The following is a 15,273-nucleotide window of genomic DNA, read 5'->3' as shown; positions in this document are numbered from 1 at the left end:
TGGGATGGGGGCAGGACGTCCAGGAGAGGGAGGCATCGGGCAATGCCGGATGAACAAATGGCCGGAGCGGCGCAGCCCGCCCCGCCGCGCCCGCTGGACCCCATCGACCGTTCGATCCTGCGACTGCTCCAAGCGGACGGCCGCGCCTCGATACGGTCGGTGGCGGAGCAGGTCCACGTCTCGCGGGCGAACGCCTACGCGCGGATCAACCGGCTGATCGACGACGGGGTCATCCGGGGCTTCACGGCCCGCGTGGACCACGAGCGCGCGGGTCAGGGCGCTTCCGCCTACATCACGCTCAAGATCGTGCAGAACTCCTGGCGGACGGTTCGCGAGCAGCTGCGCGAGCTGCCGGGGGCCGTGCACATCGCCCTGGTCAGCGGGGACTTCGACGTGCTCCTGCTGGTCCACACGCCGGACAACCGCACGCTGCGGGAGCTGGTGCTGACCCGGCTCCAGGCCATCCCGGAGGTGCTCTCGACCCGCACCCTGCTGGTGTTCGAGGAGACGGATCTGCTGGCACCGGGCACGGTCCCGGTGCACGAGGGCCCGGCGCTCGCCCCGGAGGACTGAGCCCGGCCCCGGACGCGCGGGCCCTCGAACGGCCGTACGCGCGTCCTCAGACGGCCTACCCGCGTCCTCAGACGGCCGTGCGCAGGCCGCCGAAGGCCATCCGGACGACCGCGTCCGCCAGCTGTTCGCGGTCCCCGCCGGAGTGCGGGCGGTACCACTCGACCAGCGAGTTCACCATGCCGAAGAGCAGCCGCGTGGCCAGGCGCGTATCGACGTCCGCGCGCAGGTCCCCGTCGGCCGCGGCGGCCTTCAACAGCTCGGCCACCTGGTGGTCGAACTCGCGCCGCCGCTCCAGCGCCCAGCGCTCGGTACGGGTGTTGCCGCGCACCCGCAGCAGCAGGGTGACGTAGGGCAGTTCCGCGACCAGCACCTCCACCGTGCGCCGCGTGACGTACTCGACCCGCTCCACGGCCCGGCCGCGCACCGCGCCCGGCTCCTCCAGGACGGCGAACAGCCCGTCCAGGGCCCGGCTGACGGCCCGGCGCAGCAGTTCCTCCTTGCCCGCGACGTGGTGGTAGATCGAGGACTTGGAGATCCCGGCGGCCTTGGAGAGGTGCTCCATCGAGGTGCCGTCGTAGCCGCGCTCGTTGAAGACCTGCACGGCGACCGACAGCAGGGTCTCCGGGGTGTACGTGTCGCGCCTCGCGGTGGTCACGCCCCGTCCTCCGCACCGGCGCCGTCGGCGTCCGCACCGGCGGCGTCCTCGGCGTCCGCGGCGTAGCCCAGCCGGTAGAGGGCGAGCGAGGGCGCGTACCGGCCGCCGGGGCAGCGCTCGTCGAGGTGGTGCAGGAGGTCGTAGGCCCAGTCCTGGCCGAGCTCGGCGTGCCATTGCGAGGGCCCGAGCGGGTAGTTGACCCCGAGCCGCATCGCGGTGTCGATGTCCTCGGCGGTGGCCACGCCGCGCGCGACCGCGTCGGCCGTGAGGTCGATCAGCATCGCGACCGTGCGGGCGACGATCATGCCGGGCACGTCCCCGATGACGGAGACGTCCTTGCCCAGCCCCTGGAAGAGGCCGATCGCCTCGTCGAGGGTCTCCTCGGAGGTGTCCTCGCTGGCGGAGAGCGCGATCCGGGTGGCCCCGCGGTAGTCGAGGGCGAGGTCGAAGTAGACGACGTCGGCGAATTCGACCGAGGTCTTGCCGTCGGCGAGGACCAGCTGGCCCTCGCCGGGCAGCTGGATGTACGGGCCTCCGGTCTCGGTGACGCTGACCGTGATCCCGGCCTCCTCCATCAGGTCCACCAGCACCGCGGCGGGACCCAGGTCACCGACGACGCTCACCGACGCCGGGCTCGGCCGCGGCCCCGCGGTGTGCGGCCGCGCGGGCGCGTCCTGCGCGGCGGCGGCCTCGCCGTAGGGGAACCAGCCGTGCCCCGACTTGCGGCCGAGCCGGCCCGACTGGACGAGCCGGCGCTGGGCGAGGGAGGGCGTGAACTTCGGGCTGTGGAAGAAGGACTCCCACACGGAGCGGGTGACCGCCTCGTTGACGTCCTGCCCGATCAGGTCGGTCAGTTCGAAGGGGCCCATCTTGAAGCCGCCGCTCTCGCGCAGCACGGCGTCGATCGTGGCGGGGTCGGCGCCGCGCTCCTCGTACACCGCGAAGGCCTCGGCGTAGAAGGGGCGGGCGATCCGGTTGACGATGAAGCCGGGGGTGTCCGCGCAGCGCACCGGGCTCTTGCCCCAGCCCAGGACGGTGTCGTACGCGCGCCCGGCGGCCGCCGGGTCGGTCGCGAAGCCGCTGACCACCTCCACCAGCGGGAGCAGCGGGGCCGGGTTGAAGAAGTGCAGGCCGAGGAAGCGGCCGGGGTGGGCGAGGCCCGCCGCGAGTTCGGTGACGGAGAGGGAGGAGGTGTTGGTCGCCAGCAGGGCGTCCGCGGCGACCACCTTTTCGAGTGAGGCGAAGAGCGCGCGCTTGACGCCCGCGTCCTCCACGACCGCCTCGATCACCAGCGCGGCGCCGGCGAGGTCCGCCAGCTCGTGGGCCGATTCGATCCGGCCGATCGCGGCGTCGGCCTCGGCTCGATCCAGCCGCCCCTTGGCGGTCAGCCGCTCGATCCGGTCCCGCACCGCGGCGCGGCCCGCACCGGCCGCCGCCGCGTCGATGTCGTAGATCAGCACCGGGTGACCTGCGAGAAGGGCGACCTGTGCGATGCCCTGGCCCATGGTGCCGGCGCCGACGACCGCCACAGTGCGGGAGCGCTCGATTGCTGTCATGACCCGATCCTCCCGCACCGACTTATCCACAGGTCCGTCGGGCCCTCTTGTCCCGACCGATCGTTCGGTTACTCTAACTCCAGTCTGCTCTTCCCCGCCCTTCCTTGCCCGATCCGCTCGCCGATCCGCACCATCGATCCGCAGTTCGATCCCGCCCGGCTCAACGAGGAGTTGGTCCCAGATGGCCGCCGCGCTCACCGTCCCCCAGCTGTCCGAGAAGCACCGGACCACGCTCGACCAGGCGCTGGAGGCCATCCGCAGCCGTGCCTACTGGTCCCCGCACCCCGAGCACCCCAAGGCCTACGGCGAGAACGCCGCGGCCGAGGGCCTCGCCGCCTTCGAGGCCGTCCGCGGCACCCGCTTCGACCTGGACCAGCCCGGTACCGACGGCTGGGCGGGCGCCGAGGTGTCGCCCTTCGGACCGGAGCTCGGCGTCGAGTACCCGCACGTCGACCCCGACGTTCTGCTGCCGGCCATGAAGGCGGGCATGGGTGCCTGGCGCGACGCGGGACCCGAGGCGCGCGCCCTCGTCTGCATCGAGATCCTGGCCCGGATCGGCGCCCGTACGCACGAGTTCGCGCACGCGGTCATGCACACCAGCGGCCAGGCCTTCATGATGGCCTTCCAGGCGGGCGGCCCGCACGCGCAGGACCGCGGCCTGGAGGCCGTGGCCTACGCGTACGAGGAGCAGACCCGGGTCCCGGGGCGGGCGGACTGGTCCAAGCCGCAGGGCAAGAAGGACCCCCTGGAGCTGGGCAAGACCTTCACCGCCGTGCCGCGCGGCGTCGCGCTGGTCATCGGCTGCAACACCTTCCCCACCTGGAACGGCTACCCGGGCCTGTTCGCCTCCCTGGCCACCGGCAACCCGGTGCTGGTCAAGCCGCACCCGCGGGCCGTGCTGCCGCTCGCGCTCACGGTGCGGGTGGCGCGCGAGGTCCTCGCCGAGGCCGGCTTCGACCCCAACCTCGTGGCGCTGGCCGTCGAGAACCCCGGCGAGGGCATCGCCAAGACCCTCGCGGTCCGCCCCGAGATCAAGCTGATCGACTACACCGGCTCCACCGCCTTCGGCGACTGGCTGGAGGCCAACGCCCGCCAGGCGCAGGTGTACACGGAGAAGGCCGGGGTCAACACGGTCGTCCTGGACTCCACCGACGACTACAAGGGGATGCTGGGCAACCTGGCCTTCTCGCTCTCCCTCTACAGCGGCCAGATGTGCACCACCCCGCAGAACCTGCTGATCCCGCGCGACGGCATCGCGACGGACGCGGGCCACAAGTCCTACGACGAGGTCGTGGCCGACCTGGCCCGCCAGGTCGAGGGGCTGCTGGGCGACGACGCCCGGGCCAACGCGCTGCTGGGCGCGCTGGTCAACCCGGACGTGAAGGCGCGGCTGGAGGCGGCGGCCGGGCTCGGCGAGGTCGCGCTGGCCTCGCGCGAGGTCGCCAATCCGGAGTTCCCGGACGCGGTCGTGCGGACGCCGGTGATGGTCAAGCTGGACGCGGCCAAGGACGACCCGGAGGCCGCGTACCTGTCGGAGTGCTTCGGGCCGGTCTCCTTCGCGGTGGCCGTGGACTCGACCGCCGCCGCGCTGGAGCTGCTGCGGCGCACGGTGCGGGAGAAGGGCGCCATGACGGTCGGCGCCTACACCTCCTCGGCCGACACCGAGCGCGCGATCGAGGAGGTCTGCCTGGAGGAGTCCGCGCAGCTCTCCTTGAACCTGACGGGCGGGGTCTTCGTCAACCAGACCGCCGCCTTCTCCGATTTCCACGGCTCGGGTGGCAATCCGGCCGCTAACGCCGCTCTGTGCGACGGGGCGTTCGTGGCCAACCGCTTCCGAGTGGTGGAGGTGCGCCGCCAGGCCTGAGCGGCTGCCCACTGGTCAGGTCTTCGGGCCGCCCCAGTGAAAGAGGGTCATGGCCACGCTGGTGGCGAGGTTGTAGCTGGAGACCTGCGGACGCATCGGCAGGGACACCAGGTGATCGGCCCGGGCGCGCAGTTCGGGCGAGATGCCGTGGCGTTCCGAGCCGAAGGCGAGCAGGGCGTCGTCCGGGAGGGTGAGGGCGCGGATGTCCTCGCCCTCCGGATCGAGCGCGTAGAGCGGCCCCGGGGGCAGCTCCTCCAGCTCCAGCCGGGCCACCGACGTGGCGTAGTGCAGCCCGGCGCCCGCGCGGACCACGTGCGGGTGCCAGGGATCGAGATCGCCCCGGGTCACCACGCCGGTGGCGCCGAAACCCGCCGCGAGGCGGACGACGGCGCCGACGTTGCCCAGGTTGCGGGGGTTGTCCAGGACGACCACCGGTGCGCTGCGGGGGGTGCGGTCGAGCGCGCCCCGTAGGGTCTCCCGGTCCGGGCGCACGGCGAGGGCCGCGACCCCGGTCGGGTGCACGCGGGTCACCAGCTCGCGCAGCGGCGCCTCGCGCACCAGGCCGTCCAGGGCGGCCCTGACGTCCGGGGCCAGTTCGTCGGCCAGCTCCAGCAGCGCCCCGCGGTCCTCGGCGACGGCGAGGGTGACCTCCGCGCCGAAGCGCACCGCGTGCTTGAGCGCGTGGAACCCGTCGAGGAGCACCAGCTCCTCCCGCCCCGCGGCCTCGCGCCACCGCCGGACCGTCGCGGCCGCCTCGTCCGCCTCGGCCGCACGGGCCGTCTCTGCGCTGCTCATGCGCACGACCTTACGGCGCGGGCGCGGGCGCGTACTCCTGCTCCTGCCGCGGCGGCGAGGGCTCGGGGTCCGCGGCGCGGTCCGCGGATCCGCCCGCCCGTTCGCGCAGGGCCCGGGCCCGCGCCCCCAGCCACACCAGGAACACCGTCGGCAGGAAGACGGCGTCGGCGGCGATCATCGCCAGCGAGAAGAACGGCAGCCCCAGCAGCACCGCGATCCCGGCGTGCTCCAGCATCATCAGGCAGAGCAGTACGTTCTTGATCCGCCGGTTGAACAGCGTGAACGGGAAGGCGACCTGCACCATGACCGTCCCGTAGGTCAGCAGCATCACCAGGGTGCCGCTGGCCGCGAGCAGCCCCGAGAGCGCGGGCCAGGGCGTGAAGTAGTCCAGCCCCAGCGGGTAGTACAGCGCCGTGCCGTCCTGCCAGCGCGAGCCCTGGATCTTGTACCAGCCGGCCGTGGCGTAGATCAGGCAGACCTCGACCATGATCACCAGCAGGCCCGCGTTGTGCACCAGGTTGGCGATCACGTCCAGGGTCGCGCGCCCCTCGCCGTCCGGCTCGTAGCGCTCGACCATCCACCACAGGCCCTGGACCACCCACAGCGTCGCGAAGACGGCCAGCCAGCCGGTGCTGACCGCGTCGGTGAAGGCGGCGTAGGGCAGCACGAGACCCAGCAGGACCCAGAGCACCGGCCCGGCGGCCCCGGTGGACGCCGATCCGGTCCGGGACGCGCGCCGCGCGTCCAGCGACCAGACGCGCGCGCACCGGGTGAGCACCAGGTAGAGGGCCATCAGGTGGATGACGTTGTCCCCGCCGTCGCCCATGAACACGCTGCGGTTCTGCAGGGACAGCACCCCGACCATGAACAGCACGGACATCGCCCGGGTGCGCCAGCCGAGCAGCAGCAGCGCCGCCGACCCGAGCGCGAGCGCGTAGACGATCTCGAACCAGAGCGTCGAGTCCGACCACATCAGCACGGTGAAGGCGCGGTTCGAATCGATCAGCCGCTCGGCCAGCTGCCAGCTCCAGGGCCCGTCGGGACCGTACAGCTCGCGCCGGTTCGGGAACTCCCGCAGCAGGAAGAACAGCCAGGTCGCGGAGAACCCGATCCGGACGACGGCGCTCTGGTACGGGCCCAGCGCCTGCCCGGTGGCCCGCGCCAGCCCCCGGCCCACCGCCGCCCGTACGGCGCGGGCGCGGGCGCGGACGGCCGCGCCGGGGCTCACACGCTCGGCACGGTCCACCACGGCAGCTCCCGGTAGTAGGTCTGGGTGTCGGTCTTCTCCGCGCTCCACGGCGGCGCCGCCACCGAGGTCGTCGCCGAGCGCAGCTGGATCCGCAGGATCCGGTCCCCCGCGCCGGCGCCCGCACCGGAACCGGACCGGGCCAGTCGGGCGACGGCGATCCGCTGGAGGTAGGTCTCGGAGAGCGCGCCCCGGTCGCCGTTCGGCTTGTTGTCCTCGTCGTGCGAGCCCGTGAAGAAGTCCCAGGCCCGGCGGAGCTCGTTCTGCTGGGTGTGGCTGGGGAACGGGTTGTGCCGTATGGCGTCGGCGTCGGCGGCGGACAGGTCGCGCCACGCGGTGGTGGTCAGCTCCCCCGCTCCGGTGCGCACCTGGGCGCGCGCCTCGACGGCGATGTTCTGCTGGAGCGGGTTCGGCGCGAAGAGCTTCCAGTTCTGCTCGAACTCGGGGTAGATCCAGTCGTCCACCGTGCGCGCGTGCTGCTTGCCGACCGTGTTGGACGGCGCGACGTGCAGGAAGACCAGTGCCAGGTGCCAGCAGGCCGTGACCGCGACGGCGCCGAGCGCCAGGGCCGCGACGACCCGGTACGGGGCGGACAGACCGGCGATTCCGGGGGCGCGGGGCGGCCGCGCCGGGGGCCCCGCCACGGCTTCGCGCTCGTTCGAAACCATCCCGCCCCGATCTTCGGCCATCCACAGAGGTTGACACCCTACGGGCCGTCGTCTCACCATTGAAGAGAATGAACCGAACGATCGGTCGGTCGGGCGGTAGGGCGACATCGGCAGGGGGCCGTGATGGTGGCAGTGACCCCGGAGACGGGGCAGGGCATGGCCCTCGCGGCAGGCCTGACGGAGCAGCTGGTGGCGGCGTTCGAGGCGGCCGTCGCGGCCGAGGAGCGGGTCGAACCGCGCGACTGGATGCCCGAGGAGTACCGCGCCTCGCTGGTCCGCCAGATGGCCCAGCACGCCCACTCCGAAATCATCGGCATGCAGCCCGAGGCCAACTGGATCACCCGCGCGCCCTCGCTGCGTCGCAAGGCGATCCTGATGGCCAAGGTGCAGGACGAGGCCGGCCACGGGCTCTACCTGTACAGCGCCGCGGAAACGCTGGGCACCAGCCGCGACGAGCTGCTCGACAAGCTGCACGCCGGCAAGCAGAAGTACTCCTCGATCTTCAACTACCCCACCCTGACCTGGGCCGACGTCGGCGCCATCGGCTGGCTCGTGGACGGCGCGGCGATCACCAACCAGGTCCCGATCTGCCGCTGCTCCTACGGTCCGTACGCCCGGGCCATGGTCCGCATCTGCAAGGAGGAGTCCTTCCACCAGCGCCAGGGGTACGAGCTGCTGCTCGCCCTCTCGCAGGGCACCGAGGCCCAGCACGCCATGGCGCAGGACGCGGTCGACCGCTGGTGGTGGCCCTCCCTGATGATGTTCGGCCCGCCCGACGACGAGTCGGCGCACTCCGCCCAGTCGATGGCCTGGCGGATCAAGCGACACACCAATGACGAGCTGCGCCAGCGCTTCGTGGACATCGCCGTCCCGCAGGCCGAGTCGCTGGGCCTGACCCTGCCCGACCCGGACCTGCGGTGGAACGAGGAGCGCGGGCACCACGACTTCGGCGCGATCGACTGGTCGGAGTTCTGGGACGTGCTCAAGGGCAACGGCCCCTGCAACGAACAGCGCATCGGCCAGCGCCGTCGGGCGCACGAGGACGGCGCGTGGGTCCGCGACGCGGCCGCGGCGTACGCGTCGAAGCACACCGCACAGAACGAGGAGGCACGGGTATGACGCAGAACTGGCCGCTGTGGGAGGTGTTCGTGCGCTCGCGCCGCGGGCTCTCGCACACGCACGCGGGGAGCCTGCACGCCCCCGACGCGGAGATGGCGCTGCGCAACGCCCGCGACCTGTACACGCGGCGGGGCGAGGGCATCTCCATCTGGGTGGTCCCCTCGGCGGCGGTGACCGCGTCCTCGCCGGACGAGCGGGACCCGTTCTTCGCCTCGGCGGGCGACAAGCCGTACCGCCACCCCACCTTCTACGACATCCCGGAGGGGGTGCGTCACCTGTGACCACCACGTCGCAGACCCCGCCGCGATCCACCGCGCCCGGCGACTCCGGCCCGCTGACGGAGTCCGAGCGCACGGCGGCCCTCGCCCTGGGCGACGACGCGCTGATCCTCTCCCACCGCCTCGGCGAATGGGCGGGGCACGCGCCCGTCCTGGAGGAGGAGGTCGCCCTGGCGAACATCGCCCTCGACCTGCTGGGCCAGGCCCGCGTGCTGCTCTCCCTGGTCGGCGACGAGGACGAGCTGGCCTTCCTCCGCGAGGAGCGCGCCTTCCGCAATGTCCAGCTGGCCGAGCAGCCCAACGGCGACTTCGCCCACACCATCGTGCGCCAGCTCTTCTTCTCCCTCCACCAGCAGCTGCTCTTCACCGAACTGGCCGCCGGGGACGGGCCCTTCGCGCCGCTCGCGGCCAAGGCGGTCAAGGAGATCGCCTACCACCGCGATCACGCCGAGCAGTGGACCGTGCGGCTCGGCGACGGCACCGAGGAGAGCGCGCGCAGGATGCGGGCCGCCCTGGACTCCCTGTGGAAGTTCACCGGCGAGCTGTTCCAGCCCGTGCCCGGCCTGGAGGTGGTCTGGGCCGCCCTGGAGGAGCGCTGGCTGACCGCGGTGGGCGAGGTGCTGGAGCGGGCCCGCCTGGCGCTGCCGGAAGGAGCCCGCACCGGGGCCTGGGCCGCCGGAGCCGGGCGCCAGGGCCTGCACACCGAGTCGTTCGGGCGGATGCTCGCGGAGATGCAGCACCTGCACCGCAGCCACCCGGGGGCGTCGTGGTGACCGCGACGCGGCTGGAGGAGGAGCTGGCGGCGCTGGCGGGCTCGGTGCCCGACCCCGAGCTGCCCGTGCTCACCCTGGCCGAGCTGGGCGTGGTGCGCGGTGTGCGGATGGGCGAGGACGGGAGCGCCCAGGTGACGCTCACCCCGACCTACACCGGCTGCCCGGCCATCGAGGCCATGTCCGCCGACATCGAGCGGGTCCTGCACGACCACGGCATCGCCGAGGTGAGCGTGCGGACCGTGCTCTCGCCCGCCTGGTCCACCGATGACATCAGCGCCGAGGGCCGCCGCAAGCTGGCGGAGTTCGGGATCGCCCCGCCCCGGCCGCACGCGGCCGGCGGGCCGGTGTCGATCAGCCTGTCGGTGCGCTGCCCGCAGTGCGGGTCCACCGACACCGAACTGCTCAGCCGCTTCTCCTCCACCGCGTGCAAGGCCCTGCGCCGCTGCGTCTCCTGCCGCGAGCCGTTCGACCACTTCAAGGAGCTGTAGATGACCGCGGCCCGGCACGGCGCGTTCCACCCGTTGACGGTGACGGAGGTCGAGAGGCTCACCGACGACTCGGTCGCGCTCACCCTGCGGGTGCCGCCGGAGCTGCGCGAGGAGTACCGGCACGCCCCGGGCCAGCACCTGACCCTGCGCCGCCGGCCGGCCGACGGCTCGGAGGTCCGGCGCACGTATTCGATCTGCTCCCCCGCCCCGGCCGCCGACGGTCCGGGCCCGGGGTGGCTGCGGGTCGGGGTGCGGCTGGTGGAGGGCGGCGAGTTCTCCACTTTCGCGCACAAGGAGATCGCCGCGGGGGACGTCCTGGAGGTGATGGTCCCGGCCGGCCGGTTCGTGCTGGACCCGGCCGCCGCCCCGGCCGCCGCGCACTACGCGGCCGTCGTCGGCGGCAGCGGGATCACCCCGGTGCTCTCGATCGCCGCGACCCTGCTCGCCGCCCGACAGGGCGCCCGGTTCTGCCTGGTGCGCAGCGACCGTACGGCGGCCTCGACGATGTTCCTGGAGGAGGTCGCCGACCTCAAGGACCGCTACCCCGACCGGTTCCAGCTGGTCACCGTCCTGTCCCGGGAGGAGCAGGAGGCCGGGCTGCCGTCCGGGCGGCTCGACGAGGAGCGGCTGGCGGCGCTGCTGCCCGCGCTCCTGCCGGTGGGCGAGGTGGCGGGCTGGTTCCTGTGCGGGCCCTACGGCCTGGTCCAGGGCGCCGAGCGGGCACTGGGCGCGCTGGGCGTCGCCCGCGCCCGGATCCACGAGGAGATCTTCCACGTCGAGGACAACGCCACCACCGCGGTGCCCGCCGCCACCGGTCGCGGCGGCGGTCCGGGCGCGCTCGCACGGGTCACCGCCCGGCTCGACGGCCGCTCCGGCACCTGGCCCGTCCAGGAGGGCGAGTCCCTGCTGGACGCGGTGCTGCGGGGCCGCGCGGATGCCCCGTACGCCTGCAAGGGCGGGGTGTGCGGCACCTGTCGGGCGTTCCTGGTGACGGGCGAGGTCCAGATGGAGCGGAACTTCGCGCTGGAGGCCGAGGAGACCGAGGCCGGATTCGTGCTGGCCTGCCAGTCGCACCCGGTGACGGAGGAAGTGGAGATCGACTTCGACCGCTGATCCGGTCCGTGCGCGGCGGTCGCCCGGGCCGCCGCGCGGAGCCGCTCGCGGTACTCCTGTGCTTTTTCAGGAACGTGTTCTATCTTGACGCACCGTCAGACAGAAACACATCCGGTGCGCGCGGGAGGACAGGCAGTGGACTTCACCTTCACCGAGGAGCAGCAGGCCGCGGTCGAGGCGGCGAAGGCCGTCTTCGCGGACGTCGCGCCCGACAGCGTGCCCAGCCCCGCGCTCACGCCGGGCGCCGTCGCCGACGAGTTCGACCGACCGCTGTGGGCCAAGCTCGCCGCCAGCGACCTGATCGGCCTGGTCCTCGACCCGGCGCACGGCGGGGCGGGTCTCGACACCATCGCCCTGTGCCTGGTGCTGCGCGAAGCGGCGAAGGTACTGGCCCGGGTGCCGCTGCTGGAGCACTGCGCCACCGCCATGGCGATCCAGGCGCACGGCGGCCCGGCCCTGCACGCCGAACTGCTGCCCGCGGTCGCCCGCGGCGAGAGCGTGCTGACCGTCGCCGCCCACGGCCGCTCGGGCCACGACCCGGCCGAGCTGGCCGTCACCGCCCGCCCCGACGGCGACGGCGGCTGGACCCTGGACGGCGTGCAGACGGCCGTTGCCTGGGCGCACAGCGCCGACTGGATCGCCGTACCCGCCCACCTCGGCGAGGGGGACGCGGTCATCGCGCTCGTCCCGCGCGGCGCCGACGGCCTCGCCCTCGCCGACCAGTTCTCCACCAGCGGCGAGAAGATGGCGGAGCTGACCCTGGACGGCGTACGGGTCCCCGCGGGCCACGTCATCGACGCACCCGGTGCCTGGGAGCGGCTGCGTCAGGTGCTGGCCACCGGCACCTGCGCCCTCGCCCTCGGGCTCGGCGAGGGCGTCCTGGCCATGACCAGCCAGTACACGAGCAAGCGCGAGCAGTTCGGCTTCCCCGTCGCCAGCTTCCAGGCGGTCGCGGTGCAGGCCGCCGACCGCTACATCGACCTGCGCGCCATGGAGGTCACCCTCTGGCAGGCCGCCTGGCGGCTGGACGCGGCGACGGCCGGAGCGGGCGGGCCGCTGCCGAGCGCCGGGGACGTGGCGGTGGCCAAGATCTGGGCGTCCGACGGGGTCCGCCGGGTCGTCCAGACCGCCCAGCACCTGCACGGCGGCTTCGGCGCCGACACCGACTACCCCCTGCACCGCTACCACGCCTGGGCCAAGCAGCTGGAACTCCAGCTCGGCCCGGCGGCGGCCCACGAGGAGGCCCTGGGCGACCTGCTGGCCGCCCATCCCCTCACCTGACCGCCCCGCGCGCGGCGGTCGGGTCCTACAGGACGAAGGCCGGGTTCCCGGTGTCCGTCACCATCGGGCGCCCGGCGGCGTCCCAGGCCTGCATCCCGCCGTCGATGTTCACGGCGTCGATCTCCTGGCGCACCAGGTACTGGGTGACCTGGGCGGAGCGCCCGCCGACCCGGCACATCACGTGGACGCGCGGGGCGCCCTCGATCGCGTCCATGGCCTCGGTCAGCTCACCGAAGCGCGCCACGAAGTCGCTCATCGGGATGTGCAGCGCACCCTCGACATGGCCGGCCGCCCATTCGTCGTCCTCACGGACGTCGAGGACAAAGCCTTCGGAGGGCACCGCGGCAACGTCCACCGAGGGGAGCGGTCCGAAGTTCATAGCTGTCGCCTTCTCTCGTAACAGGGGTGGTCAGAACCTATCCGAACGCACCGGACAGCGCTCCTTCCCCACGGACATCCGCCGGACGCCCCCTACTCGGCGAGCGCGGCCAGCTCCGCCTCGCGCTCGGAGACCTGCCCGAGCAGCTGCTCGGCGATCTCCTCCAGCAGCCGGTCGGGGTCCTCCGGAGCCATCCGCAGCATCGACCCGATCGCGCTGTCCTCCAGCTCCCGCGCCACCACGGCCAGCAGCTCCTTGCGGCGCGCGAGCCACTCCAGGCGCGCGTAGAGCTCCTCGGTCTCCGACGGGCGCTCCTCCCGCGGCGCCGGACCGGCCGCCCACTCCTCGGCCAGCTCCCGCAGCAGCGGTTCGTCGCCCCGCCCGTACGCGGAGTTCACCCGGGCGATGAACTCGTCCCGCCGGGTCCGCTCCGTGTCGTCCTGCGCCAGGTCGGGGTGCGCCTGGCGGACCAGCTCGCGGTAGAGGCGGCGGACCTCCTCGGACGGGCGGACCCGCTCCGGAGGCCGCACCGGCTGGTCGGTGAGCATGGCGCCGGCGTCGTCGGAGATGCCGTCCGAGTCCAACCAGTCGTGGAACAGCTCGTCCACTCCGGGCATCGGCATGACCAGCGCCCGCGCGTCCCGCGCCTTGCGCAGGTCCTCGGGGTCACCGGTGCGGGCCGCCCTGGCCTCGGCGATCAGCGCGTCGAGCTCGTCGAGCCGCGAGTACATAGGGCCGAGCTTCTGGTGGTGCAGCCGGGAGAAGTTCTCGACCTCCACCCGGAAGGTCTCCACCGCGATCTCGAACTCGATCAGCGCCTGCTCGGCGGCGCGCACGGCCCGCTCCAGCCGCGCCTCGGGACGCTCGTCGTCGGAGGCCGAGGGGTCGTTGGCAGTCTGCTCGTTCACCCGGCCACCCTACGGCCCGCCCGAAGCGCGCGTTTCACGTGAAACATCCCTCACACACCCGACTCGGCGGCGACCCGCCCGGACCGCACCGCGGCCACCAGATCCGCGTGGTCGGCCTCGCTGCGGTCGGCGTAGGCCACCGCGAAGGCGGCGACCGCCTCGTCCAGTTCCTCGTTCTTGCCGCAGTACCCGGCCAGGACCCGCGGATCGGCACTGTGCGCGTGTGCCCGCGCGAGCAGCGCCCCGGTCATCCGGCCGTAGTCGTCGATCTGGTCCACGGCGAGCGCGGCCGGGTCCACGCTGCCCTTGCGGTTGCGGAACTGCCGCACCTGGAAGGGACGGCCCTCGACCGTGGTCCAGCCGAGCAGGATGTCGGAGACGACCTGCATCCGCTTCTGGCCGGCGACCACCCGGCGGCCCTCGTGCTCCTCCGGCGGGACGTCGAAGCCCAGCCCCGACAGGTGCGGCAGGAGCACCGAGGGCCGCGCCTCCTTCACCTGGAGCACCAGCGGCTCACCGCGGTGGTCCAGCAGCAGCACCACGTAGGAGCGCGTCCCGACGCTGCCCGTGCCCACCACCCGGAAGGCCACGTCCTGGATCGCGTACCGGGCCAGCAGCGGCAGCCGGTCCCCCTGGAGCGTGTCCAGGTACGGGCCCAGCGAGGCCGCGACCGCCGCCGCCTCCTGGTCCCCGACCCGCCGCAGCACCGGCAGCGCGTCCACGAAACGGCGGCTGCCGTCGGGCGCGAGCTCGGTGGACTTGGCGGCGAACCGCGCACTGGTGTTGTTACGGGCCTTCTCCGACACCCGCTCCAGCGTGCCCAGCAGATCCCGGGCGTCGGTGTGCGAGACCAGTTCCTCGTCGGCGATGGCGTTCCAGGCGTCCAGCGCCGGCAACTTGGCCAGCAACCGCATCGTGCGGCGGTAGGCGCCGACCGTGTCCAGCGCGGCCGCCCGGCAGGTGTCCTCGTCCGCCCCCGCCACCCGGCCGGCCAGCACCAGCGAGGTGGCCAGCCGCTTGAGGTCCCACTCCCAGGGCCCGAAGACGGTCTCGTCGAAGTCGTTGAGGTCGATGACCAGCCGCCCTCGGGCATCGCCGTACAGCCCGAAGTTGGCCGCGTGGGCGTCCCCGCAGATCTGCGCGCCCACCCCGGTCACCGGCGTCGCCGCCAGGTCGTGGGCCATCAGGCCGGCGGCCCCGCGCAGGAACGCGAAGGGGTTGGCCGCCATCCGGCCCACGCGTATCGGCGTCAGCTCCGCCACCCGCCCGACGTTGGACTCCTCCACCGCGCGCACCGCGTCCGGACGTCCGGCCACGAGCGCGAACCGCGCGTGCGCGGCGCGCGGCACCCGGTCCCGCAGCGCCCTGCCCTCGGCCCGGGGGGAGCCCGCACCGGTCGCCGCCACCCGCGCCGCGTACCCCGCGACCTCCGGAATCCGCTCGGCGGTCGCCGCCCTGCCACCGGCCTTGCCCGAGGCCCTGCTGTGGGTCCTGCCGTTGGCCTTCGCCGCGCCCCGGTCCGGTACCGCCGCCATGTGTGCCGCCCCCGCTAGATCACGTGCGCGGATGAACCACTG

General features: G+C 73.4%; 16 protein-coding genes. 8 read left to right on the top strand and 8 right to left on the bottom strand.

The features are described from left to right. The first annotated feature begins 42 nt into the window (after positions 1-42). The gene (locus ACZ4UB_RS01410) at positions 43-573 is read left to right on the top strand and encodes an Lrp/AsnC family transcriptional regulator (protein ID WP_468067493.1); all 531 of its coding nucleotides are present in this window, start codon (positions 43-45) and stop codon (positions 571-573) included. 67 nt (positions 574-640) lie between these two features. Here ACZ4UB_RS01410 and ACZ4UB_RS01405 read toward each other — a convergent pair whose 3' ends face one another. Further along, a complete protein-coding gene (locus ACZ4UB_RS01405; RefSeq protein WP_354378785.1) occupies positions 641-1,228 on the bottom strand; it encodes a TetR/AcrR family transcriptional regulator in 588 nt (195 codons plus the stop codon). Next, positions 1,225-2,784: a 3-hydroxyacyl-CoA dehydrogenase gene (locus ACZ4UB_RS01400; RefSeq protein ID WP_468067492.1), complete on the bottom strand. Its 1,560-nt coding sequence runs from the start codon at positions 2,782-2,784 to the stop codon at positions 1,225-1,227. The genes ACZ4UB_RS01405 and ACZ4UB_RS01400 overlap by 4 nt, the downstream gene beginning before the upstream one ends. A 181-nt stretch (positions 2,785-2,965) precedes the next feature. Between ACZ4UB_RS01400 and paaN the strand changes: the two genes are divergently transcribed. Continuing rightward, on the top strand, positions 2,966-4,648 hold the full coding sequence (gene paaN / locus ACZ4UB_RS01395) for a phenylacetic acid degradation protein PaaN (protein WP_354378787.1): 1,683 nt from the start codon (positions 2,966-2,968) through the stop codon (positions 4,646-4,648). A 15-nt stretch (positions 4,649-4,663) separates the two neighbouring features. Here the strand turns inward: paaN and ACZ4UB_RS01390 are convergent, their stop codons facing one another. Genes ACZ4UB_RS01390 through ACZ4UB_RS01380 form a run of 3 tightly spaced genes read right to left on the bottom strand, consistent with a single transcriptional unit; the run spans position 4,664 to position 7,378 of the window. Beyond that, positions 4,664-5,443 (bottom strand): TrmH family RNA methyltransferase, encoded by a 780-nt coding sequence (locus ACZ4UB_RS01390; RefSeq protein ID WP_468067490.1) that lies wholly within the window; start codon positions 5,441-5,443, stop codon positions 4,664-4,666. Between the two features lie 10 nt (positions 5,444-5,453). After that, positions 5,454-6,689: an HTTM domain-containing protein gene (locus ACZ4UB_RS01385; protein ID WP_468067488.1), complete on the bottom strand. Its 1,236-nt coding sequence runs from the start codon at positions 6,687-6,689 to the stop codon at positions 5,454-5,456. Beyond that, complete coding sequence (locus tag ACZ4UB_RS01380; protein ID WP_468067487.1) at positions 6,668-7,378, bottom strand: DUF5819 family protein; 711 nt, start codon at positions 7,376-7,378, stop codon at positions 6,668-6,670. Before ACZ4UB_RS01380 ends, ACZ4UB_RS01385 begins: the two co-directional genes overlap by 22 nt. Positions 7,379-7,513: 135 nt before the next feature. On the opposite strand from ACZ4UB_RS01380, the gene paaA reads away from it, so the two are divergent. The 6 genes from paaA to ACZ4UB_RS01350 all read left to right on the top strand — a co-directional run bounded on the left by paaA (position 7,514) and on the right by ACZ4UB_RS01350 (position 12,409). Further along, positions 7,514-8,476 carry a 1,2-phenylacetyl-CoA epoxidase subunit PaaA gene (gene paaA, locus ACZ4UB_RS01375; protein WP_399265574.1) on the top strand — a complete coding sequence of 321 codons (963 nt, stop codon included), beginning with the start codon at positions 7,514-7,516 and terminating at the stop codon, positions 8,474-8,476. Continuing rightward, a complete protein-coding gene (gene paaB, locus ACZ4UB_RS01370; RefSeq protein WP_330331447.1) occupies positions 8,473-8,757 on the top strand; it encodes a 1,2-phenylacetyl-CoA epoxidase subunit PaaB in 285 nt (94 codons plus the stop codon). The genes paaA and paaB overlap by 4 nt, the downstream gene beginning before the upstream one ends. Before the next feature lie 53 nt (positions 8,758-8,810). After that, positions 8,811-9,527: a 1,2-phenylacetyl-CoA epoxidase subunit PaaC gene (gene paaC, locus ACZ4UB_RS01365; protein WP_468067726.1), complete on the top strand. Its 717-nt coding sequence runs from the start codon at positions 8,811-8,813 to the stop codon at positions 9,525-9,527. After that, positions 9,521-10,015 (top strand): 1,2-phenylacetyl-CoA epoxidase subunit PaaD, encoded by a 495-nt coding sequence (paaD, locus tag ACZ4UB_RS01360; protein ID WP_354378790.1) that lies wholly within the window; start codon positions 9,521-9,523, stop codon positions 10,013-10,015. The genes paaC and paaD overlap by 7 nt, the downstream gene beginning before the upstream one ends. Continuing rightward, positions 10,016-11,128, top strand: a complete 1,113-nt coding sequence (locus tag ACZ4UB_RS01355) for a 2Fe-2S iron-sulfur cluster-binding protein (protein WP_468067486.1) — start codon at positions 10,016-10,018, stop codon at positions 11,126-11,128. It begins immediately after the preceding gene. Positions 11,129-11,263: 135 nt separating this feature from the next. After that, positions 11,264-12,409 (top strand): acyl-CoA dehydrogenase family protein, encoded by a 1,146-nt coding sequence (locus ACZ4UB_RS01350; RefSeq protein ID WP_468067485.1) that lies wholly within the window; start codon positions 11,264-11,266, stop codon positions 12,407-12,409. A gap of 25 nt (positions 12,410-12,434) precedes the next feature. On the opposite strand, the gene ACZ4UB_RS01345 is transcribed toward ACZ4UB_RS01350, so the two are convergent. The 3 genes from ACZ4UB_RS01345 to ACZ4UB_RS01335 form a co-directional block, all read right to left on the bottom strand. Further along, the gene (locus ACZ4UB_RS01345; RefSeq protein ID WP_354378793.1) at positions 12,435-12,788 is read right to left on the bottom strand and encodes a rhodanese-like domain-containing protein; all 354 of its coding nucleotides are present in this window, start codon (positions 12,786-12,788) and stop codon (positions 12,435-12,437) included. A gap of 92 nt (positions 12,789-12,880) precedes the next feature. Further along, complete coding sequence (locus ACZ4UB_RS01340; RefSeq protein ID WP_468067484.1) at positions 12,881-13,696, bottom strand: J domain-containing protein; 816 nt, start codon at positions 13,694-13,696, stop codon at positions 12,881-12,883. Between the two features lie 50 nt (positions 13,697-13,746). After that, a complete protein-coding gene (locus tag ACZ4UB_RS01335) occupies positions 13,747-15,231 on the bottom strand; it encodes a DUF2252 domain-containing protein (RefSeq protein WP_468067483.1) in 1,485 nt (494 codons plus the stop codon). Between the last annotated feature and the right edge of the window lie 42 nt (positions 15,232-15,273).

This window comes from Streptomyces sp. NPDC028419, from assembly GCF_055565515.1.
This window is presented reverse-complemented; position numbering and strand designations above follow the sequence as displayed.